Origin of the sequence: Roseateles paludis (assembly GCF_039872745.1) — a bacterium.
Taxonomy (GTDB): domain Bacteria; phylum Pseudomonadota; class Gammaproteobacteria; order Burkholderiales; family Burkholderiaceae_C; genus Pelomonas; species Pelomonas paludis.
This window is the reverse complement of record NZ_JBDPZD010000002.1, coordinates 921,032-940,443: the sequence shown is the minus strand read 5'-3', so window position 1 is coordinate 940,443 and position 19,412 is coordinate 921,032. Positions and strand designations below refer to the sequence as shown.

The 19,412-nt window shown below is 68.3% G+C and carries 24 protein-coding genes and 1 pseudogene; 21 read left to right on the top strand and 4 right to left on the bottom strand.

All coding sequences use genetic code 11. The features are described from left to right. The first annotated feature begins 143 nt into the window (after nt 1–143). From ABDJ85_RS10240 to tatC, 19 genes and pseudogenes are all read left to right on the top strand, one after another. Nucleotides 144–578 carry a GFA family protein gene (locus ABDJ85_RS10240; RefSeq protein ID WP_347704655.1) on the top strand — a complete coding sequence of 145 codons (435 nt, stop codon included), beginning with the start codon at nt 144–146 and terminating at the stop codon, nt 576–578. A 30-nt stretch (nt 579–608) separates the two neighbouring features. Continuing rightward, nucleotides 609–1,163 (top strand): hypothetical protein, encoded by a 555-nt coding sequence (locus tag ABDJ85_RS10235; RefSeq protein WP_347704654.1) that lies wholly within the window; start codon nt 609–611, stop codon nt 1,161–1,163. 38 nt (nt 1,164–1,201) lie between these two features. After that, a complete protein-coding gene (locus ABDJ85_RS10230; RefSeq protein ID WP_347704653.1) occupies nt 1,202–2,179 on the top strand; it encodes an isochorismatase family protein in 978 nt (325 codons plus the stop codon). A gap of 62 nt (nt 2,180–2,241) precedes the next feature. Next, nucleotides 2,242–2,727 (top strand): nuclear transport factor 2 family protein, encoded by a 486-nt coding sequence (locus tag ABDJ85_RS10225; RefSeq protein ID WP_347704652.1) that lies wholly within the window; start codon nt 2,242–2,244, stop codon nt 2,725–2,727. A 148-nt stretch (nt 2,728–2,875) separates the two neighbouring features. Further along, nucleotides 2,876–4,174 carry a flavin-dependent oxidoreductase gene (locus tag ABDJ85_RS10220; RefSeq protein WP_347704651.1) on the top strand — a complete coding sequence of 433 codons (1,299 nt, stop codon included), beginning with the start codon at nt 2,876–2,878 and terminating at the stop codon, nt 4,172–4,174. A gap of 101 nt (nt 4,175–4,275) precedes the next feature. Then, complete coding sequence (locus ABDJ85_RS10215) at nt 4,276–4,716, top strand: GFA family protein (protein WP_347704650.1); 441 nt, start codon at nt 4,276–4,278, stop codon at nt 4,714–4,716. Then, a complete protein-coding gene (locus ABDJ85_RS10210) occupies nt 4,716–5,381 on the top strand; it encodes a hypothetical protein (protein WP_347704649.1) in 666 nt (221 codons plus the stop codon). Before ABDJ85_RS10215 ends, ABDJ85_RS10210 begins: the two co-directional genes overlap by 1 nt. 60 nt (nt 5,382–5,441) lie before the next feature. Beyond that, the gene (argB, locus tag ABDJ85_RS10205; RefSeq protein ID WP_347704648.1) at nt 5,442–6,347 is read left to right on the top strand and encodes an acetylglutamate kinase; all 906 of its coding nucleotides are present in this window, start codon (nt 5,442–5,444) and stop codon (nt 6,345–6,347) included. Next, nucleotides 6,344–7,012: a pyrimidine 5'-nucleotidase gene (locus tag ABDJ85_RS10200; protein WP_347704647.1), complete on the top strand. Its 669-nt coding sequence runs from the start codon at nt 6,344–6,346 to the stop codon at nt 7,010–7,012. The genes argB and ABDJ85_RS10200 overlap by 4 nt, the downstream gene beginning before the upstream one ends. 64 nt (nt 7,013–7,076) lie before the next feature. After that, nucleotides 7,077–7,766, top strand: coding sequence for a response regulator (locus ABDJ85_RS10195; RefSeq protein WP_347704646.1), 690 nt, complete (start codon nt 7,077–7,079; stop codon nt 7,764–7,766). A gap of 48 nt (nt 7,767–7,814) precedes the next feature. After that, on the top strand, nt 7,815–8,435 hold the full coding sequence (gene slmA / locus ABDJ85_RS10190; RefSeq protein ID WP_347704645.1) for a nucleoid occlusion factor SlmA: 621 nt from the start codon (nt 7,815–7,817) through the stop codon (nt 8,433–8,435). A gap of 41 nt (nt 8,436–8,476) precedes the next feature. Further along, nucleotides 8,477–9,340, top strand: coding sequence for an ATP-binding protein (locus tag ABDJ85_RS10185; RefSeq protein ID WP_347704644.1), 864 nt, complete (start codon nt 8,477–8,479; stop codon nt 9,338–9,340). After that, nucleotides 9,337–9,753 (top strand): annotated as a pseudogene (locus ABDJ85_RS10180) (NUDIX domain-containing protein); the annotation flags it as partial. The gene ABDJ85_RS10185 and the pseudogene ABDJ85_RS10180, both read left to right, overlap by 4 nt. Further along, entirely contained in the window at nt 9,754–10,155 is a 402-nt protein-coding gene (gene hisI / locus ABDJ85_RS10175; RefSeq protein WP_347704886.1) for a phosphoribosyl-AMP cyclohydrolase, read from the top strand. Further along, on the top strand, nt 10,148–10,480 hold the full coding sequence (locus ABDJ85_RS10170) for a phosphoribosyl-ATP diphosphatase (RefSeq protein ID WP_347704643.1): 333 nt from the start codon (nt 10,148–10,150) through the stop codon (nt 10,478–10,480). The genes hisI and ABDJ85_RS10170 overlap by 8 nt, the downstream gene beginning before the upstream one ends. Before the next feature lie 8 nt (nt 10,481–10,488). Then, complete coding sequence (locus ABDJ85_RS10165; RefSeq protein WP_347704642.1) at nt 10,489–10,836, top strand: histidine triad nucleotide-binding protein; 348 nt, start codon at nt 10,489–10,491, stop codon at nt 10,834–10,836. Nucleotides 10,837–10,909: 73 nt separating this feature from the next. Next, nucleotides 10,910–11,137: a Sec-independent protein translocase subunit TatA gene (tatA, locus tag ABDJ85_RS10160; protein ID WP_347704641.1), complete on the top strand. Its 228-nt coding sequence runs from the start codon at nt 10,910–10,912 to the stop codon at nt 11,135–11,137. Between the two features lie 13 nt (nt 11,138–11,150). Continuing rightward, nucleotides 11,151–11,639, top strand: coding sequence for a Sec-independent protein translocase protein TatB (gene tatB, locus ABDJ85_RS10155; RefSeq protein WP_347704640.1), 489 nt, complete (start codon nt 11,151–11,153; stop codon nt 11,637–11,639). Beyond that, a complete protein-coding gene (gene tatC / locus ABDJ85_RS10150; RefSeq protein ID WP_347704639.1) occupies nt 11,636–12,427 on the top strand; it encodes a twin-arginine translocase subunit TatC in 792 nt (263 codons plus the stop codon). Before tatB ends, tatC begins: the two co-directional genes overlap by 4 nt. On the opposite strand, the gene ABDJ85_RS10145 is transcribed toward tatC, so the two are convergent. Next, complete coding sequence (locus tag ABDJ85_RS10145; protein ID WP_347704885.1) at nt 12,424–13,572, bottom strand: S1C family serine protease; 1,149 nt, start codon at nt 13,570–13,572, stop codon at nt 12,424–12,426. The two genes, tatC and ABDJ85_RS10145, sit on opposite strands and share 4 nt — an antisense overlap. A gap of 20 nt (nt 13,573–13,592) precedes the next feature. Between ABDJ85_RS10145 and ABDJ85_RS10140 the strand changes: the two genes are divergently transcribed. Then, complete coding sequence (locus tag ABDJ85_RS10140) at nt 13,593–14,342, top strand: Nif3-like dinuclear metal center hexameric protein (RefSeq protein ID WP_347704638.1); 750 nt, start codon at nt 13,593–13,595, stop codon at nt 14,340–14,342. A 45-nt stretch (nt 14,343–14,387) separates the two neighbouring features. Here the strand turns inward: ABDJ85_RS10140 and ABDJ85_RS10135 are convergent, their stop codons facing one another. Next, nucleotides 14,388–15,023, bottom strand: a complete 636-nt coding sequence (locus ABDJ85_RS10135) for a PEP-CTERM sorting domain-containing protein (protein ID WP_347704637.1) — start codon at nt 15,021–15,023, stop codon at nt 14,388–14,390. Between the two features lie 183 nt (nt 15,024–15,206). On the opposite strand from ABDJ85_RS10135, the gene pdxA reads away from it, so the two are divergent. Next, nucleotides 15,207–16,214, top strand: coding sequence for a 4-hydroxythreonine-4-phosphate dehydrogenase PdxA (gene pdxA, locus ABDJ85_RS10130; RefSeq protein ID WP_347704636.1), 1,008 nt, complete (start codon nt 15,207–15,209; stop codon nt 16,212–16,214). Here the strand turns inward: pdxA and ABDJ85_RS10125 are convergent. Then, the gene (locus ABDJ85_RS10125) at nt 16,198–18,639 is read right to left on the bottom strand and encodes a DUF1631 family protein (RefSeq protein WP_347704635.1); all 2,442 of its coding nucleotides are present in this window, start codon (nt 18,637–18,639) and stop codon (nt 16,198–16,200) included. The two genes, pdxA and ABDJ85_RS10125, sit on opposite strands and share 17 nt — an antisense overlap. Nucleotides 18,640–18,818: 179 nt before the next feature. Further along, nucleotides 18,819–19,244: a large conductance mechanosensitive channel protein MscL gene (gene mscL, locus ABDJ85_RS10120; RefSeq protein WP_347704634.1), complete on the bottom strand. Its 426-nt coding sequence runs from the start codon at nt 19,242–19,244 to the stop codon at nt 18,819–18,821. Between the last annotated feature and the right edge of the window lie 168 nt (nt 19,245–19,412).

Genomic DNA, 19,412 nt, shown 5'->3' with positions numbered 1-19,412 from the left:
ACAGTTTTCGGCATCGCTGGCAAGAGGGCTGAGCCAGCCACGGCAGGCGGCCTGACAGGCGCATTAGCCTGGGCATACTGCCCGTCGATCCGGCGGGCAATGGATCGTCAAGCAGCCATGATCTGACAGCGCGGAGGTGAGCGATGGTGTACGAAGGGGGATGTTTGTGCCGGGCGGTGCGCTACCGGGCCCAGGGCCCGGCCTTGTTTGCCGGGGTGTGCCATTGCCGCGATTGCCAGCGTGCCTCGGGCACGGGCGGCGTGCCGGTGCTCGGTGTGCGCCGCGATGCCTTTGAGGTGCAGGGGCCGGTGCGGCAGACGCGTTCAACAGGCGGCAGCGGCCTGCCCGCCGTGCGCAACTTCTGCGCCGACTGTGGCAGCCTGCTGTTCGGCACGCCCGAGGTGGCGCCGGAGATGGTGACCATCTACGCAGGCAGCCTGGATGACCCCGAGAGCTTCCAGCCCACCGACGCGTTCTTCACGGCGCAGCGCCCGTCCTGGGCCAAGCTGCAGGGCCCCTTGGCCGAGCATCCGGCGCTGCCCGGCGCGCCCCCGGCCCAAAGCTCGGCCGCCTCCTAGACTGCGCACCCCACTCCGAAGGAGTTCCCCGTGCCCCGAATGGCTGTCATTGCCGCATTGTTTGCCACCGCCGTTGCCGCAGCGCCCTTCGGCGCTGAAGCCTGCAGCGCCACCGGGGCCTATGGCTTCAGCTTTGGGGCCAAGCCCGCAGCCGACGCCAAGCGCCTGCGCGGTGGCAATGCCTCGGTCTGGTATGCCGTGCAGGCGCCCAAGCCGGACGAGCGCTTTGACCGCTATGAGGTGCGCACCGACACCAAGACCGGCGAGATCTACGAGATCGATGCCATCCGCACCATCGCGCCCATGGCCAGCGCGCCCAAGCTCACGGCCGAGGACCGGGCGCAGAACGTGCAGCGCGCCCATGCCTTTGTGGCCGAGTACCGGGCCAGCCTGCCGCCCGAGACGCAAGCGTTGCTTGCGGACAAGTACCGCACCTCGAACTGGCAAGGCAGCATCGCCGACGGCCTGTGGCTGGAGATGAGCGCCACCGCCGGCTGGGAGGTGACCGTGGTCTGCCGCGACCTGCGCCGCGAGCTGGGCATGGCCCGCCGTGTGCTGCCCGAAATGTTCGAGCAGAGCAAGTAGCCCACCTTCGCACGCCACGTCTTCCCAAGGAGCCCCCCATGCCCACCCGCCCCGGCCCCCACGCAGCGCTGCTCGTCGTCGATGTTCAAACCGGCGTCGTGGCCCAGGCCTGGGAGCGCGACCGCGTGGTGGCGAATGTGGCGCTGGCGGTGGAGCGCGCACGCGCAGCCGGGGTGAGGGTGATCTGGGTGCAGCACGAGGACGACGAACTGCAGCGCGGCTCGGCCGCCTGGCAGTGGGTGCCCGAGCTGCAGCTGCAGCCGGGCGAGGCCTGCGTGGACAAGCAGTTCAACTCGGCCTTTGAGGGCACGCCGCTGCTGTCGCTGCTGGAGCAGGCCGGCGTGTCGCGCCTCTTCCTGGCCGGGGCGTTGAGCAACTGGTGCATCCGGGCCACGGCCTACGGTGCGCTGGAGCGCGGCTTTGACCTGACCTTGATCAGCGACGCCCACACCACCTCGGACATGGAACTCAGCCCCGGCCGCGTGGTGACGGCCGCCTCCGTCGTGGACGACCTGAACACCGCGATGCAGTGGCTGTCCTACCCGGGCCGCAAGAACGCCGTGGCCACAGCGGCAGAGCTGGACTTTGGGGCCGTGGCGGCCAGCGTGGCACCGGTGGACTCCGGCGCCTTCGATCCGAGCAGCCGCTATGTGCACCTGCATGCCTCGGGCCAGGCGCAGCCAGTGCCGGGTGGCGATGCGTTCTGGTCCCTGCCCGAGGCTGAGCTGGCGCGCTTTGGCGAGGGCTGGCTGGTGACCGAGTTCGAATGCGCCACCGACTGGCCCAGCTGGGAGCGCCACCCGGCGGGCGATGAATTCGTCTACCTGCTCTCGGGCGCGGCCACCTTGCTGCTGGAGCTGCCCGCGGGCGTGCAGCGCGTGCCGCTGCAGGGGCGTGCAGCGGTGCTGGTGCCGCAGGGCATCTGGCACACCGCCGAGGTGACGGCGCCGAGCCGCATGCTCTTCATCACGCGCGGCCAGGGCACCGAACACCGGCCGGTGACGAACGACATCTGAGCCCGGCGCGCGGTTCAATCCCGCCCTCTCCCTCTCCCTCTCCGTCTAACCTCCAAGCCGCCATGCGCCACACCCTCGCCATCGCCTCCCTCATCGCAGGTCTTTGCCTCAGCCTGCCCGCCGCCGCCCAGGTGCCCGTCACGCCCGCGCCCGACCACGCGGCCCTGCTCGCCAGCCCCGACGCCAAGCTCGCCGCCAACAAGCGCCTGGTCTACGACTTCTGGCGCGAGGTCTTCGAGGCTGGCCACCTGGAGCTGGCCGACAAGTACATGGCCGAGACCTATATCCAGCACAACCCCATGGTGCCCACCGGCCGTGCGGCCTTCGTCGAGTTCTTCGGGCGCTTCAAGAAGCCCGGCCCCATCGCCCCCAAGGTGGCGGCGCCCCTGGTGACCATCACCGCCGAGGGCGACATCGTGGTGCTGAGCTTTGTGCGTGAAGGCAAGGACGCCAAGGACCCGACCAAGACCTACACCACCACCTGGTTCGACATGTTCCGCATCGAGAACGGCAAGATCGCCGAGCACTGGGACCCGGCCACGCGCTGACCCTTGCACGGCGCCGGGTGGGGCGCCGTGCCCTATCGCACGCACGAATGCCGGCTTCTGCAACCGGCAAGGCGCGGGCGCCGCAGTCCGGGGGGCGGGTGGGTTCCCCCCTGCGCTTTTGCGCGGGGTGGGCCCGAGAATCCCGGCCGTGAGCCTCCCTAACAATTCCCAACTTCCCGTACTCGTCGCCGGTGGCGGCATCGGCGGCATGGCCGTCGCCCTGACCCTGCACCAGATCGGCGTGCCCTGCCAGGTACTCGAGACCGTGCCCGAGCTCAAGCCGCTCGGCGTGGGCATCAATGTCCAGCCCAATGCCGTGCGCGAGCTGTACGACATGGGCCTCGGCGCTGAGGCTCTGGACACCGTCGGCATCGCCACGCGCGAGTGGGCGCTGGTGGGCCGCAATGGCAACGACATCTACAGCGAGCCGCGCGGCCGCCTGGCCGGCTACCAGTGGCCGCAGTACTCGGTGCACCGGGGCCAGCTGCAGATGCTGCTCTACCGCACGGTGCTGGAGCGCCTCGGGCCCCAGGCTGTGCAGTTGGGCCAGCGCGTGGTGGGCTACCGCAATGTCGAAGGCGGTGTGGTGGCGCAGCTGGAATCGCGTGACGGCACGCGCTCCGAGCTGGCGGGCCGCCTGCTGATCGGCGCTGACGGCCTGCACTCGGCCATCCGCGCGCAGATGCACCCCACGCAGCCGCCCATCCAGTGGGGCGGCGCCATCATGTGGCGCGGCGTCACGCAGGGGCGGCCCATCCGCACCGGCGCGTCCTTCGTCGGCCTCGGGTCGGCACGGCACCGCGTGGTGTTCTATCCCATCTCGCAGCCCGACCCGGCCACGGGCCTGGCCACCATCAACTGGATCGCCGAGATCACCGTCGACAACGCCGGCGGCTGGCGCCAGGGCGACTGGAACCGCCGTGTCGCGATGGAAGAGTTCGCGCACCACTTCGACGGCTGGAACTACGGCTGGATCGACGTGCCCGCCATGCTGCGCGGCGCCACCGAGGTGTTCGAGTACCCGATGATCGACCGCGAGCCCATCCCGACCTGGGTCGACGGCCGTGCGGTCCTGATGGGTGACGCTGCCCACGTCATGTACCCGACGGGCTCCAACGGCGCCAGCCAGGCCATCGTCGATGCGCGCGTGCTGGGCGCCATGATGCTGCGCCACGGCGCCACGCCTGAGGCTCTGCAGGCCTACGACGAGAAAATGCGCCCGCCCATCTCGGCCCTGGTGCTGCGCAACCGGGGCGCCGGCCCCTTCGGCCTGCTCAACCTCGTGGACGAGCGCTGCGCCGGTGTGTTTGACGACATCGAGGCCGTCGTGCCGCAGCCCGAGCGAGAGGCCTTCATGGCCCGCTACAAGTCGGCGGCAGGCCTCGACATCGCCACCCTCAACGCCGCGCCGCCCACCATCGCACCGGGTGAGCGCGTGCCGGGCTGACGGCGCCACGGCCTGCGAGAGCAAGCGCCGCAGGCTTTTGACAGCTGCCGCGCTCTGGCGGGTGCTATGGTGAGTCGCTCTCACGATCGCAGGAGACCGAGATGACCGAACGAACCGGCCGCTGCCTGTGCGGCAGCGTGAGCTTCAAGCTGACGGCCGAGCCTGTTGCCACGCGCATCTGCTGGTGCCGCGACTGCCAGCACCTGGCGGCCAATGGCACGGTCAACCTGATGGTGCCGGCCGACGCACTGAGCGTGAGCGGCACGCTGGCCGAGCACGCCAAGACGGCCGACAGCGGCAACACCGTGACGCGCATGTTCTGCCCGCAGTGCGGCACGCATGTGATGGCCCGCTCCTCGGCGCGCCCGCAGTTCCGCGTGCTGCGCGCTGGCAATCTGGACGACCCGTCCTCCATCCAGCCCACGGCCAACATCTGGGCCGTCAGCGCGCCCGCTTGGGCTTGCCTCGATGACACGCTGGAGCGGGTGGAGCGGGGCCCCCAGCCGCCCCCACCGGCCGGGCCTGCGAACCCTCCGCGCTGATGCACGGGCCTTCCAGGACACGACACTTCTGCGGCGCGCTCGCGCTCCTCGCGCTGGCGCTGCCGGCGGCCGCCCTGTCGCCCGCATTGCCCACTTACCCCCGCCAGGCCACCGAGCAAGACCTGCAGCAACTCAGTCAGCTCGCCTGCGCGCAGCCCCAAGGCACCCGCCTGGACGATGCCGCGCTGTGGTCCAACTGGCCGGTGCGTGAGGACGCACCCGAAACCGATCGGCGTGACTGGCGTGCCCACGTCACCTGTTCGCCGCACCAGGAGGCCGACGGCTTCAGCTGGCGTCACAGCTGGTCCTGCGCCTGGGAGGCCGATGCCTGGCGGTGCAGGCCCTGGGGCGGGCGGTTGGACTTCCTGAGGGCCCAGCAGGCCGTGAGCCTGAGCTTCAACTCGGACCTCTACCGGCCCGAGCAAGTGCAGGCCGTGGCGGGCGACCTGTTCGGTGTCCGCTCGGGCCCGCAGCGGCCCGCAAAGACGGCCGGGCTGCCTGCCGGCGTCGCCGGCGAGTGCAGCCTGGCGCGCAGCAGCTTCAGTTCTGTCTTCAGCGGCCAACGGCTGGAGATGCTGGTGCTCAGCTGCGGCAAGCAGCAGTTCAGCTTGCGAGAGCATTGCCAGGCTGGGCGTTGCCGTTACGGCGTCGAGTCCAAGCTTTAGCGTTCGCCTGCCGCCGCAGGCCCTTTCTAGAATCCGCCTCGAGTTTTACAGGCATCCCCCATGACCGGCACCCACACCACCGACGTTTCCCACATCGCCCCGCGCGAGAAGGCCGAGATCCTTTCGCAGGCGCTGCCCTACATCCGCAAGTTCCACGGCAAGACCATCGTCATCAAGTACGGCGGCAATGCCATGACCGACCCGGCCCTTCAGCAGGACTTTGCCGAGGACGTTGTGCTGCTCAAGCTCGTCGGCTTGAACCCGGTGGTGGTGCACGGCGGCGGCCCGCAGATCGAGGGCGCTTTGAGCCGCCTGGGCAAGAAGGGCGAGTTCATCCAGGGCATGCGCGTCACCGACGCCGAGACCATGGAGGTTGTCGAATGGGTGCTGGCCGGCCAGGTGCAGCAGGACATCGTCGGCCTCATCAATGTGGCCGGCGGCAAGGCCGTGGGCCTGACCGGGCGTGACGGCGGCATGATCCGCGCCAAGAAGCTCAAGATGGTCGACATGAAGGACCCGAGCAAGGAGTACGACGTCGGTCAGGTGGGCGACATCGAGTCCATCGACCCCAGCGTCGTCCAGGCCCTGCAGGACGACCAGTTCATCCCCGTGGTCAGCCCCATCGGCTTTGGCGCCGACAACGAGAGCTACAACATCAATGCCGATGTGGTGGCCGGCAAGCTGGCCGAGGTGCTGCAGGCCGAGAAGCTGGTGCTGCTGACCAACACGCCCGGCGTGCTGGACAAGGAAGGCAAGCTCATCACCGACCTCTCCGCCAAGGAGATCGATGCCATGTTTGCCGACGGCACGCTGCACGGCGGCATGCTCCCCAAGATCGCCTCGGCGCTCGACGCCGCCCGCGCTGGCGTCAAGGCCGTGCACATCATCGACGGCCGCGTGCCGCACTCGATGCTGCTGGAGATCCTGACCGATCAGGCCTACGGCACGATGATTCGCTCCAGATGACTGGCGGGGCCCGGCGCCGCGTCTGGCTCTTCGACCTCGACGACACCCTGCACGACGCCTCGGGCTGGGTGTTTCCGGCGCTCAAGGGCGCGATGAACGCCTACATCCAGACCGAGCTGGGCCTGGACGAAGACGCCGCCGCCGCGCTGCGCTATCGCTACTGGCGCCGCTATGGCGCCACGCTCACCGGCCTGATTCGCCACCATGGCGTGGACATGGCCCACTTTCTGGCCGAGACCCACCGCCTGCCCGGCCTGGAGGCGCAACTCCGCGCTCACGCGCACGACCGCGCGGCCCTCGCGCGTCTGTCGGGCCGCAAGCTGCTGCTGACCAATGCGCCGCGCGCCTATGCCGAGCGTGTGCTGGAGGCGCTGGGCTTGGCGCGCTGCTTCGAGCGCGTGCTCTGCATCGAGGACATGAGCTTTGCCGGCCACGCCCGCCCCAAGCCCGACGCGCGCATGTTCCGCGTCGTGCTGGCCCGGCTGCGCCTGCGGCCAACGGACTGCGTGCTCGTCGAGGACCAGCTCCAGCACCAGAAGGCCGCTCGCGCGCTGGGATTGCAGACGGTCTGGATGCAGCGCTGGCTGCGCAGCAAGCCCCACGGCCGCCGCCCTGCGTATGTTGGCCGGCGTGTGCACTCCCTGAATGCCCTGAGGCGGTTCTAGGGAGATTCGCCCCACGCGCCGCCGCAGTCAGCGTCGAAAATGCTGGCTGATACAAGAAATGAACATGACAGACCGGTTCTCAGTTCTCATCGTCGAAGACCAGGAGCGTTTTCGCGAAGCCTTCCAGCGCGCCCTGACCTCAGTGCCCGACATCGAGCTGCTGGCCATGGCGCCCGACCTGCCGACCGGCCTCAAGCTCTTCGACCAGTTCAAGCCCGACGTGCTGCTGGTGGACCTGGACCTGCCCGGCGGCAGCGGCATCGAGCTGATCCGCCACGCCGCCAAGACCTGCCCGGCCTGTGAGGTGATGGTGATCTCGGTATTTGGCGACGAGCAGCACGTGGTGGCCAGCATCGAGGCCGGCGCCACCGGCTACCTGCTCAAGGACAGCCTCGCGCTTGACCTGCCCGAGCAGCTGCGCTCGCTGCGCGCGGGCGGCAGCCCCATCAGCCCCGTCATCGCTCGCCGCCTGCTGCAGCGCCTGACGCCGCCCGTGCCCAGCGCGCCCGCCTTTGCCGGCACGGCCCCGCGTGGGCCTGACCCCGACGAAGAGGTGGTGGCCCTGTCCGAGCAGGAGTCCCGTGTGCTGCACCTGGCCGCCAAGGGCTTCACCTTCGACGAGATCGCCCAGTTCATGCAGGTGTCGCCGCACACGGTGATGACCTATGTGAAACGCGTCTACCGCAAGCTGCATGTGCGCTCCAAGGTCGAGGCGATCTACGAAGCCCGACGGCTCGGCTGGTTGCGAGACTGAAGCCACCGTCATCGCGGCGGCGTCTTGAACGCGGCACACTTGGGCCCCATGAGCGACCAGCCCGACGCCACCCCCGCACCCCGCCCCCGCCTCAAACCCGGTGAGCGCCGCCTGCAGATCCTGCAGGCCGTGGCCGCGATGCTGGAGCAACCGGGCGGCGAGCGCGTGACCACCGCTGCGCTGGCCGCGCGGCTGGACCTGAGCGAGGCGGCGCTCTACCGCCACTTCGCCAGCAAGGCGCAGATGTTCGAGGGTCTGATCGGCTTCATCGAGGACAGCTGCTTCGGCCTCGTCAACCAGCTGGTGGAGACGGCCCAGCTGGACGCCCACCCGACGCTGCAGGCGCGCCGCATCGTGGCCGTGCTGCTGCAGTTTGCCGAGAAGAACCCGGGCATGGCGCGGGTGATGGTGGGCGAGGCCTTGATCCTCGAGCACGAGCGCCTGACAGCGCGCATGAACCAGTTCTTCGACCGCATCGAATCGACCCTGCGCCAGGTGCTGCGCGCAGCGGCCGAGCAGGCCGGCGCGGCCACGCCCACCGTGCAGGCGCAGGTGCAGGCCAATGTGATGGTCAGCTTCACCCTCGGCCGCCTGCAGCGCTTTGTGCGCTCGGGCTTCAAGCGCCTGCCCACCGAACAGCTCGACGCGGCCCTGCGCGAGCTGGGGTGACACAGCCAGAGTGACGCGCTGCAACAGCGACAATCCGGGCCATGCCCGACGTTCAGTCCCTGATCGACCGTGCAGAGCGGCTGCTCACCCGTCTTGAAGCCGTCCTGCCCCATGCCCCCGAGCCGCCTGACTGGGCGGCCTCCGTCGCCTTCCGCGCCCGTCGCCGCCATGGCGCGCTGTGCCTGGAGCCGGTGCGTGCCGTGTCGCGAATCCGCCTGGCCGACCTCAAAGAGGTCGACACCCAGAAGGAGCGCCTGCTGCGCAACACCGCGCAGTTCGTGGCCGGCAAGCCCGCCAACAACGTGCTGCTGACCGGCGCCAAGGGCACGGGCAAGAGCTCGCTCATCAAGGCCGTGCTCAATGAGTTCGCGGGCCAGGGTCTGCGCCTCATCGAGGTCGACAAGGCCGACCTCGTGGACCTGCCCGACCTCGTCGAGCAGGTGGCCGCGCGACCCGAGCGCTTCGTCATCTTTTGCGACGACCTGAGCTTTGACGAAGGCGAGGCCAGCTACAAGGCGCTCAAGAGCGTGCTCGACGGCTCGGTCAACGCGGCCAGCGAGAACGTGTTGATCTACGCCACCAGCAACCGCCGCCACCTGCTGCCCGAGCGCATGAGCGACAACCTGAGCGGCACCCATGCCGAGACCGGTGAGATCCACCCCGGCGAGGCGGTGGAGGAAAAGATTTCGCTTTCCGAGCGCTTCGGGCTGTGGATCAGCTTCTACCCCTTCAGCCAGAACGAATACCTGGCCATCGTGGCGCAGTGGCTGCGGCACTTCGGGCTGAGTGATGCAGCCATCGAAGCCGCGCGCCAGCCCTCGCTGGTGTGGGCTCTGGAACGTGGCTCGCGCTCAGGGCGTGTGGCTTACCAGTTCGCGCGGGACTTGGCGGGGCAGCAGGCATGACGGAGCGGGAAGTCACAGAAGTCGCCGTTGGCGTTTTGGTGCGGCCCGATGGCCAGTTCCTGCTCACCACCCGCCCGCACGGCAAGGTCTACGCCGGCTACTGGGAGTTCCCGGGCGGCAAGCTCGAAGCGGGCGAGACCGTGGAGCAGGCACTGCGCCGCGAGCTGCGCGAGGAGCTGGGCATCGAGATCGGCACCGCCCACCCCTGGAAGGTGGAGGTGATGGACTACCCCCACGCCCGCGTGCGGCTGAACTTCTGCAAGGTCTACGACTGGACCGGCGAGTTCCAAATGCTCGAAGGCCAGCGCATGGCCTGGGCCAGCCTGCCGGTGGCGCTGCAGCCCGTGCTGCCCGGCACCATCCCGGTGTTGAAGTGGTTTGCCGACGAGCGTGCGCACAGCGGCGCTACCCACATCGACAGCAGCTGGCTCGAAGCCATCAAGTGGGACGACAAGGGCCTGGTGCCCGTGATCGCCCAGGAGCAGGGCAGCGGTGACGTGCTCATGTTCGCCTGGATGAACAAGGAAGCCCTGGTCCTGACCGCTGAGCGGCGCGAGGCCGTCTACTGGAGCCGCTCGCGCAACCGGCTCTGGCACAAGGGCGAGGAGAGCGGCCACGTGCAGCAGGTGCACGACATCCGGCTCGACTGCGACAACGATGTGGTCCTGCTGACCGTGACCCAGCACGGGCATGATCCGGGCATTGCCTGCCACACGGGGCGGCACAGCTGCTTCTACCAACGCCTGGACGGCCATGCCTGGACCAGCGTCGAACCCGTCCTCAAGGACCCGAACCAGATCTATCGCCATGAGTGAGATCCTCGACCGCGTCGCCGCAGTGATCGACAGCCGCAAGGGCGCCGACCCGTCGACCAGCTATGTCGCCAAGCTTTTTGACAAGGGCCTCGATGCCATCCTCAAGAAGGTGGGCGAAGAGGCCACCGAGACCGTGATGGCCGCCAAGGATGGCGATGCCAAGAAAGTGGTCTATGAAGTGGCCGACCTGTGGTTCCACAGCATGATTGCGCTCTCGCATTTCGGGCTCAAGCCCGATGACGTGCTGGCCGAGCTGGCGCGGCGCGAGGGCCTCTCGGGCCTGGCCGAATTCGCGGCACGCAACCAAGCCCAGCAACAACAGTGAGCCCTGCGATGAGCAACGACGCCAACTGCATCTTCTGCAAGATCGTGGCCGGCCAAATCCCGAGCCGCAAGGTCTACGAGGACGACGAACTCCTCGCCTTCCATGACATCGCGCCCTGGGCGCCGGTGCATGTGCTCATCATCCCCAAGCGCCACATCGTCTCGATGGCCGACGTGACCGAGGCCGAAGCAGCCCTGCTCGGCAAGATGATGGTGCTGGGCAGCAAGCTGATGAAGGAGCTGGGCGTGACGGGCGGCTTCCGCCACGTCGTCAACACCGGCCGCGACGGCGGGCAGGAGGTGTTCCACCTGCACCTGCACGTCATGGGCGGCCCTCGGCCTTGGGCCAAAGGTTGAGCAGCGTGCGGGTCCAGAACTTGCTGACTGTCAGCGTCACCTAAAATTTGCGGCATTCCTCTAGGAGAACAACATGGGTTCCTTCAGCATCTGGCACTGGTTGATCGTGCTGGTCATCGTCGTGCTGGTGTTTGGCACCAAGAAGCTCGGCAACATCGGCAAGGACCTCGGCAGCGCGGTCAAGGGCTTCAAGGACGGCATGAAAGACGGCTCCGCCGAGCCGCCAGCCCAGCAACTGGCCAACACCCAGAAGCCGGCCGACCCGAATACGGTCGACGTGGACGCCAAGACCAAGTCCTGAGCTCGGTTGCTGAGTGATTGATTTCGGTTTTGACAAGCTCGCGCTGATCGGCGCGGTGGCGCTGGTGGTGATCGGGCCGCAGCGCTTGCCGCGCGTGGCGCGCACCGTGGGCCATCTGCTCGGCAAGGCGCAGCGCTATGTGGCCGACGTGAAGGCCGAGGTCAACCGCAGCATCGAGCTAGAAGAGCTGGCCAAGATGAAGCGCCAGTTCGAGACGGCCGCGCACGATGTGCAAAGCAGCGTCAACCAGACGATTCACGAGACCTCCGAGTCCCTGAACCAGAGCTGGCAGTCCCTGCCCGGCGGCGGTGGCCCGGAAGGCGCCGACGCCTACGGTACCGACCCCGTGCCGCCCCCCGAGTACCGGCACCCGAAGAAGAAGTGGCGGCTCAAGCGCGGCGCCACCCCGCTTTGGTACAAGCAGCGCGAGGGCGTGCAACGCCACGTGCAGTCAGGCGCCGCCCGGGTGGCGCGCTTCAGGCCCCCGCGCAACACCGCATGAGCGACTTCAAAAACCCCAACGAGGACGAACTCGCCGGCACCGAGCAGCCTTTCGTCGAGCACCTGATCGAGCTGCGCGACCGCATCATCCGCGCGGCCCTGGCCGTCATCGTCTGCTTTGGCGTGCTGGCGCTGTACCCGGGTCCGTCCAAGCTCTACGACCTGCTGGCCCTGCCGCTGGTGGCGCACTTGCCCGAGGGCACGCACATGATCGCCACCAGCGTGATCTCGCCCTTCCTGGTGCCGCTCAAGATCACGCTGCTGGCGGGCTTTCTGGTGGCGCTGCCGGTGGTGCTCTACCAGGTCTGGGCCTTCGTGGCGCCGGGCCTCTACTCGCACGAGAAGCGCCTGGTCCTGCCGCTGGTCATCTCCAGCACCCTGCTGTTCTTCATCGGCGTGGCCTTCTGCTATTTCTTCGTTTTCGGCCAGGTCTTCAAGTTCATCCAGGGCTTTGCGCCCAAGAGCATCCAGGCGGCGCCCGACATCGAGGCTTACCTGGGCTTTGTGATGAACATGTTCATCGCCTTCGGTGCCGCCTTTGAGGTGCCGGTGATCGTGGTGGTGCTGGTCCGCATGGGGCTGATGACCGTCGAAAAGCTGCGCGAGTGGCGCGGCTATTTCATCGTCATCGCCTTCGTGGTCGCGGCCATCATCACGCCGCCCGATGTGGTCTCGCAGCTGGCGCTGGCAATCCCGATGTGCCTGCTCTATGAACTTGGCATCTTGGCTGCGGGCGTGTTCTCGCGCTACAGCAAGGCGCCAGAGCCGGACTCTGAGCCCAAGCCCTAGTCGTCCTGATCGCGCTGCGGCGTTGGGCGCTGGGCCACGCTGAGCTTGAGCTCCAGCCGCTCGCGGCCGCGCTTGAGCTGGATCTGCACCTGATCGCGCGGCTTGAGCGCCGTGACGGTGGCCAGCAACTCGGCCGGGCTGTTCACCTCCCGCTTGCCAATGCGCAGGATCACGTCGCCCGGCCGGATACCCGCCGCTGCTGCCGGCGCACCGGCCACCAGGCCGCCAATCAGCACGCCGCGCGTGTCGTCGAGCTTGAGCGCCTCGGCCAGTTCGGCCGACAACTCGCGAGGCTGCACGCCGATCCAGCCGCGCGCCACCTGGCCGTCGCGCAGGATGGCCTGGGCCACCTGCTGGGCCACGTCCACCGGGATGGCAAAGCCCAGCCCGACGCTGCCGCCGCTGCGCGAGAAGATGGCCGTGTTGATGCCCACCAGCCGCCCGTCGGCATCGACCAAAGCCCCGCCCGAGTTGCCCGGGTTGATCGCGGCATCCGTCTGGATGAAGTTCTCGAAGGTGTTGATGCCCAGCTGATTGCGCCCCAGCGCGCTGACGATGCCCGAGGTGACGGTTTGCCCGACGTTGAAGGGGTTGCCGATGGCCAGCACCGGGTCGCCCACTTGCAAGGAGCGCACGTCGCCCAGCGCGATGACGGGCAGCTTGTCGAGCTGGATGCGCAGCACCGCGACGTCTGTTTCGGGGTCGGCACCCACCAAGGTGGCGCGCGCCTGGCGCCCGTCGGACAGCAGCACCTCGATGTCAGACGCGCCAGCCACCACGTGGTTGTTGGTCAGCAGCACGCCGTCGGCCGAGATGATGACGCCCGAGCCCAGGCCGAGCTGAGGCCGCAGGTCAGCCTCGCGTGAGCCAAAGGGCAGGCCGAAGAAGCGCCCTTGCTCCCGCGCACTGCGCGGCGGTGCCTTGCTGGCGGTGATACTGACCACGGCAGGCGCGGCCGCGCGGGCAGCCTGAGCCAGGGATTGCCGGGCAGCGACGGCAGGCAATGAGGGCGCTACGCTGGCCGCCGGCAATGCTGCCAACGTCGGTGGGTTCTTGAACCACTGCGGCCGCAAGGTCGCCAGCACGAAGAACACGGCCAGCGCCACGGTCACTGCCTGCGCGAAAATCAGCCAGAGCCGCTTCAATTCCATCGAGTCCATCTTCCATGCCCGACCGCATCGCGCTTGAACAGTGTCTGAATCGACTGCTGGAGCCGGGTCGCTTCAAGGATTATGGGCCGAACGGTTTGCAGGTCGAGGGCCGCCGCGAGGTGCAGCGCCTGGTCTGCGGCGTGACGGCCAGCCTCGACTTCATCGAAGCGGCCATCGCTGCTGGCGCCGACGCGCTGCTGGTGCACCACGGCCTGTTCTGGCGCGGCCAGGACGGCCGCGTGACGGGCTGGATGAAGCAGCGCCTGGCGCGCCTGCTGGCGGCCGATGTGAGCCTCTTTGCCTATCACTTGCCGCTGGACGCCCACCCCGAGCTGGGCAACAACGCGCAGCTTGGGGCGCAACTGGGCTGGCAGGCCGACCAGCGCTGCGGTGAGCAGGACCTGGTGTTCAGCGCCTCGCTGCCCGGGGCCTGCTCGCTGGAGTCGTTGAACGCCCATGTCCAGCAGGTCCTCGCCCGGCAGACCCTGGCCTTGCCGGGCGATGGCCGCCTGCTCAGGCGTGTGGCCTGGTGCACAGGAGGTGCCCAGGGGTACTTCGAGGCCGCAATCGCCGGCGGGGCCGATGCCTTCATCACCGGCGAGGTCTCGGAGCCCCAGATGCACCTGGCCCGCGAGACCGGCGTGGCCTTCATCGCCGCCGGCCACCACGCGACCGAACGCTATGGCGTGCAGGCCGTGGGCGCCCGGGTGGCCAGCGAGCTGGGGCTGAGCTGCCAGTTCATCGACCTGCCCAACCCGGCATGAAAAACGGCGGCTCAAGGCCGCCGTTGCGCAATCCGCCGAGGCGAATCAGCCCAGGCGTCGCTGCTTGCGACTGACGCCGCAGCCCAGCAGGGCCAATCCGGCCAACGCCAAGGTGGCGGGCTCGGGCACATGCCCGCTTGCGGCACCGAATTCGAAATTCGGGCCAAACATGCCCGGGTTGAACACACCAATGCCGCTGGCAAATGCCAACGAACTGCTGCTGCCGAAAACGCCCGCAGTGACCGTCAACTCCGAGGCCGAGGTGAAGCCGCTCGCCGAGATCAGTTGACGGTCGTCGTTGCCCACCGGCATCGTCATCACGATCTCGTAGTCGCCAGCGCCGAGCGCGAACCCTGAGGCCAGCGCGTCGTAGCGGAAGTCGCCGTTGAGGTAGCCGCTGGTGCCTGCGCCCAGCGTGGTCGACACCATCAAGGCCTGGTCGCTGATGCGGAAGATGCCGATGGCGTGGCGAACTTCCATGCCATCGTGATCGTCGTCATAAACGCCGAGGGCGGTCACAGTCACGTCCGTGTTCAGCGTGAACCGCCAGCCGTACAGTTGGTCCGATCCCGAGGTCGCCAGCGAGCCGCCGGAGATGCTGGTCAGTGCCGGGCCGGCGAAGGCGGAGGCGCCAATGCCGAGAGCGAGAGTTGCAACTGCCAGTTTGAAATGCTTGAGCATTGAGATTTCCTTGGGGCAAAAACGATTGGGATCCCACCGCAAAGCAACTTGAGTGCCCGTGCGCAACTTGTTGATTCGGAACAGGTGTTCACGCTGACAGCGTAATCCTGTCAAATTTGTCGACACTGCTTTGCATGCCCCCGGGGGGTGGATGCGTCGAGCCGCGATGAAAGAATGCGTGGCATGTCCGCCGCGCCCACTCCCTCCAAGCCCATCCTCGTCAGCATGGGTGATGCATGCGGCATTGGCCCGGAGATCATCGCAAGCTTGTGGTGCCGCGAGACCCCAAGGGACGTCGTGGTGGTGGGCAGCGCTGAGGTGCTTCGCCGGGCAATGCGGACGGTGGGCGGGGCTGCGGAGATCGCGCCGTTTGATGCCCCTGACGACCTGCGGCATCTGGCATCACATCAACTTCCCGTATGGCAGCCGGAGGGCATACCGCCAGAGTTGGCGGACTTGCCGCTGGGCCATATCGATGCCCGAGCGGGTGCGGCGGCGGCGCGCTGCGTGGAGGCGGCAGTCGAACAAATCCAGGCCGGACGAGCCCGTGCGTTGGTCACGGCCCCCATCCACAAGGAGGCGCTGCACGCTGCCGGTTCACCCTACCCGGGCCACACCGAGATGCTGCAGGCCCTGGCTGGTGGCGTGCCCGTGCGCATGATGCTGGCCAATGACGAGCTGCGCACGGTGCTGGTCACCATCCATTGCTCGCTGCGCGAGGCCATTGAGCGCGTGACGCGTGAGGCGGTGTTGGACACCGTGCGCATCACGCACACGGCATTGCAGCGCTTTGGCCTGGCGGCGCCGCGCATCGCGGTGGCTGGCTTGAACCCGCATGCGGGCGAGGGCGGCTTGTTCGGGCGCGAGGAGATTGAGCACATCGCGCCGGCCATTGCCGAGGCGCGGGCCTTGGGCCTGGATGTGAAGGGGCCGTTTGCGCCCGACACCGTCTTCATGCGCGCGCGGCGCGGCGAGTTTGATGTGGTGGTGGCGATGACGCACGACCACGGGCTGATCCCGGTCAAGTACCTGGGGGTGGAGCAGGGCGTCAATGTGACGCTGGGCTTGCCCTTCGTGCGGACCAGCCCGGACCACGGCACGGCGTTTGACATTGCTGGCACCGGCAGTGCCGACCCCAGCAGCCTCTCGGCGGCGCTGGCGATGGCGCGCCGACTCAGCGGCCCGAGCTGAGGGCCGCGAGCTGCTTGCGGGCGCGGGCGGTGGCGCGCTCCAGCAGCGCGGCGTGCTCGAAGGCGCGCAGGCGGCCGGCGTCGCACAGCTTCTTGAGCATGCGGGCGGTCATGGTGACCGTTTCCTTGTGCTTGGAGCCGTGCGTGAAGATGAAGAAGCTGCGACCCGCGCTGACGTGGGCCAGGCGCACCTTGTTCCAGCGCTCGCCTGTGTGCATCTCGTAGGCGACGCCGAGTTGCAGGTGCTCGAACAGCGAGCCGCCGCTGGCGGGCTCGGGGGCGCTTTCTGCCGGAGGCAGCTCGTCGAACGAGATGTCCACCGCTGCCAAGGGCGCGGGCGGCGCGTCGTTGCCGGACAGGTCGAGGTCGAGCGTGCCGTCCCAGTTGACGCCGGCTTCGTCCACCAGGCCGAGGGACTTGGCTTCGTCGGGTGTCAGGCGCTGGCCGACGTCGACCGCTTCTGGCACCGGCTCGGCCTGGGCACCGGCGCGTTGTAGGTCGGCCTCGGAGGGCGTGGAAGCGCCGAAGACGGCATCGAGCTGCTTGAGCAGCAGATTGGTCTCCAGCGCCATCGGGGCCTGGCCCTTGAGGCTCTCGGCATGCGCGGGCAGCAGGGCGGCGAAGAAGTCCTTGCGTGGCGACTCCGGCCAGCGGATCAGGTCCAGGCCTTCATTGAGGCCGCGCATCAGGTTGGGCAGCTCGCGCAGGAAGTCCTGCCGGCCGGCGGGGCCCTTGGGCTGCACGCTCATCACGAGGCTGCGGCCCAGCTGGCGCATGCGGGTGGCGCGCTCGGCATTGCCGTCGCGAGCCGACTGCATCACCGCCTGGCTCCAGACATCGGCCAGGAACTGACGCAGGAAGTCCGGCATCTTGACGCTGGTGAGCGACTGCTGCAGCTGGCGCGCATAGAGCTGCTGCAGGCGCAGGTCGGTCTCTTTGCGCTCCACCAGCGCGGCGGCATCGATGCTCTCGGTCGTGAGCAGCTCGCGCGTCTGCTCGGCAATGAAGGCGTCGAGCTGGTCGAGCTGCGCGGTGTAGACGTCGATGCGGTCGAAGTCGCCCGTGGTCACGGCCTGCACGAGGTCGCGCACACGCACCAGGAAGGATTTGCCGGGGTCGTGGCTGAAGTCGTCAAACGAGCAAGCGAGTGACGCCAGGCGGTTGACGAAAAGTCGCACCGGGTGGCGGCGCGAGGAGAAGAAGGTTTCGTCACCCAGCGCCACGCGCAGCACGGGCAGCTGCAACCGCGCCAGCAGGCGCGCCATCTGCGGCGGCACCTTGGGGTCGGACAGGATCTGATCAAAGAGGCTGGCGATGACGTCGATCACGACATGATCGAGTCGGCCGCTGGACATGCTCCGCAACTCGTCGCGGTGCTGGGTGATCAGGTTGGGTGGCGCGGGGTGCTGGGCCCAGATGGCGTCGCCGGCAGCCGCAAAGTCGAAGCTGCCGGTCATGCCGGCCAGGCCGCCATCACCGGCAGGCACCTGGGCCAGGCGGCGCAGCAGGTCCATCATCTGCGGCTCAACGACGCCGAAACTTCCGCGTCCGCCACTGCGGCTGGCGGTGCCGTAGCCGCCACCACCGCCGGCGCCGCCGCCCAGGCCGCCACCACCACCGCCGCCCATGCCACCAAAGCCGCTGGATGGCCCTCCGCGACCACCGCCGCCGCCCATGCCGCCAAGGCCACCGGGCGAGGTGCCACCGCCGAGTCCGCGCGGCATGCCGCTTTGGGAATTGAGCGCGCCGGAGGTGCTGTCCAGGCCGCCGAAGCGGCTGCCCGCCCCGCCCCGTGCGGGGTCGATGCCACGCACCTTCAGGTCTTGCGGGCGCAGGCCGCGCGTGCGCAGGATCTCGGCGATGTCGGCATAGCAGCCGCGCATCTCGGTGGCGAGCGCGCGGGTCAGTTCGTCGGTGAGTGTCTGGCGGGTTTCGGCTTCCTCGGTGACGGCATGGATGCCGTCGAGCAAGGCCTGGCCCACCACCTCGGGGCGCAGCGGGTTGCGTTCGCCGATCTGGATACCGGCCACATAGGACTCGACCTCGCGCAGCTCCCATTCGCTGTGGTGACCAATCGCCAGGCCGATGCGGTCCGCCGCGACCAGATTGTTCACCTGGTCATCGTCCATCAGCGAGAGCTCGCCCCAGACGGTCTTGGCAGCGGCAGGAGGCGGCTTGTTGTCGGCCTGCTCGCTGGCGACTTGGCGCCGCAGGCTTTGCATGAAGCGCTGCGAGAACAGGGCGTGCTGGTTGCGGAAGATGTACTGCGCGGCCAGCAGGGCGTCACGCCGCTTGACTTGGGCGGCAGACAAGGCCGACAGCCCCAGGCCTTCGGCGCACCGCTCCGCGGCCTGCTCCGCCGACAGGCGGATGCGGCCAAGTGCTGCTTCGAGGTGCGGGTTGAGGCGGAGGTCGAGGGCGTCCATGGTCAGGCAGATCGCTCTCTGGAGCGACCGTACTTGGCCAGAAGTATCGCGCCCACCGGATGACCCTCGGCGCGCGAAGCGTTCTCAGGTGCGCATTCCGTGGCGGATAGCCAAGGCGTAACGCATGCTTACGGCGGTAGGCCGTTGCCTATGGCAGGCCGGCCCAGCGCTCGCGGGGGTCACTTCTTCAGCGAGTCGCGGATCTCGCGCAGCAGCTGGATGTCTTCCGGCGTGGGCGGCGGTTCTGCCGGTGCGGCTGCTTCGGCAGGCTTCTCGCGCTTGAGGCGATTGATCTGCTTGATCATCACGAAGATGACCAGCGCGAGGATGATGAAGTTCAGCGTCACCGTCAGGAAGCTGCCATAGGCCAGCACGGCGCCGGCCTTCTTGGCATCCGCCAGCGTGCTGGCGTTCTGCCCGGCCAGCGCGATGAAGTAGTTGCTGAAGTCCAGGCCGCCGAAGATCGTGCTGACCACCGGCATGATCACGTCACCGACCAGCGAGTCCACGATCTTGCCGAAGGCCCCGCCGATGATCACGCCGACGGCGAGATCCATGACATTGCCCTTGACGGCGAATTCCTTGAATTCGGAGAAAAAGCTCATCGAAGTAGTCCTGTTGCTGAAGGCTGCTGCCTTGACGCTGGTGCTCCCGCGGGATACAGCTGTGCGGTTGTTGGCAGTCTACGGCGCAGGGGCCTGGCGCGCGTCCGGGTCGGCCCGGGGGCGGCAGGCAGCAACGCCAGTCGGTTGGGCGTCCGCTAGAATCCCTGG

Excerpts from the sequence above, each read along its gene's own strand:
- ABDJ85_RS10240 (WP_347704655.1), top strand. The coding sequence starts at position 144 with ATGGTGTACGAAGGGGGATGTTTGTGCCGGGCGGTGCGCTACCGGGCC.
- ABDJ85_RS10230 (WP_347704653.1), top strand. The coding sequence starts at position 1,202 with ATGCCCACCCGCCCCGGCCCCCACGCAGCGCTGCTCGTCGTCGATGTT.
- ABDJ85_RS10225 (WP_347704652.1), top strand. The coding sequence starts at position 2,242 with ATGCGCCACACCCTCGCCATCGCCTCCCTCATCGCAGGTCTTTGCCTC.
- ABDJ85_RS10215 (WP_347704650.1), top strand. The coding sequence starts at position 4,276 with ATGACCGAACGAACCGGCCGCTGCCTGTGCGGCAGCGTGAGCTTCAAG.
- ABDJ85_RS10210 (WP_347704649.1), top strand. The coding sequence starts at position 4,716 with ATGCACGGGCCTTCCAGGACACGACACTTCTGCGGCGCGCTCGCGCTC.
- argB (WP_347704648.1), top strand. The coding sequence starts at position 5,442 with ATGACCGGCACCCACACCACCGACGTTTCCCACATCGCCCCGCGCGAG.
- ABDJ85_RS10200 (WP_347704647.1), top strand. The coding sequence starts at position 6,344 with ATGACTGGCGGGGCCCGGCGCCGCGTCTGGCTCTTCGACCTCGACGAC.
- ABDJ85_RS10195 (WP_347704646.1), top strand. The coding sequence starts at position 7,077 with ATGACAGACCGGTTCTCAGTTCTCATCGTCGAAGACCAGGAGCGTTTT.
- slmA (WP_347704645.1), top strand. The coding sequence starts at position 7,815 with ATGAGCGACCAGCCCGACGCCACCCCCGCACCCCGCCCCCGCCTCAAA.
- ABDJ85_RS10185 (WP_347704644.1), top strand. The coding sequence starts at position 8,477 with ATGCCCGACGTTCAGTCCCTGATCGACCGTGCAGAGCGGCTGCTCACC.
- ABDJ85_RS10170 (WP_347704643.1), top strand. The coding sequence starts at position 10,148 with ATGAGTGAGATCCTCGACCGCGTCGCCGCAGTGATCGACAGCCGCAAG.
- ABDJ85_RS10165 (WP_347704642.1), top strand. The coding sequence starts at position 10,489 with ATGAGCAACGACGCCAACTGCATCTTCTGCAAGATCGTGGCCGGCCAA.
- tatA (WP_347704641.1), top strand. The coding sequence starts at position 10,910 with ATGGGTTCCTTCAGCATCTGGCACTGGTTGATCGTGCTGGTCATCGTC.
- tatC (WP_347704639.1), top strand. The coding sequence starts at position 11,636 with ATGAGCGACTTCAAAAACCCCAACGAGGACGAACTCGCCGGCACCGAG.
- ABDJ85_RS10140 (WP_347704638.1), top strand. The coding sequence starts at position 13,593 with ATGCCCGACCGCATCGCGCTTGAACAGTGTCTGAATCGACTGCTGGAG.
- ABDJ85_RS10135 (WP_347704637.1), bottom strand. The coding sequence starts at position 15,023 with ATGCTCAAGCATTTCAAACTGGCAGTTGCAACTCTCGCTCTCGGCATT.
- pdxA (WP_347704636.1), top strand. The coding sequence starts at position 15,207 with ATGTCCGCCGCGCCCACTCCCTCCAAGCCCATCCTCGTCAGCATGGGT.
- ABDJ85_RS10125 (WP_347704635.1), bottom strand. The coding sequence starts at position 18,639 with ATGGACGCCCTCGACCTCCGCCTCAACCCGCACCTCGAAGCAGCACTT.
- mscL (WP_347704634.1), bottom strand. The coding sequence starts at position 19,244 with ATGAGCTTTTTCTCCGAATTCAAGGAATTCGCCGTCAAGGGCAATGTC.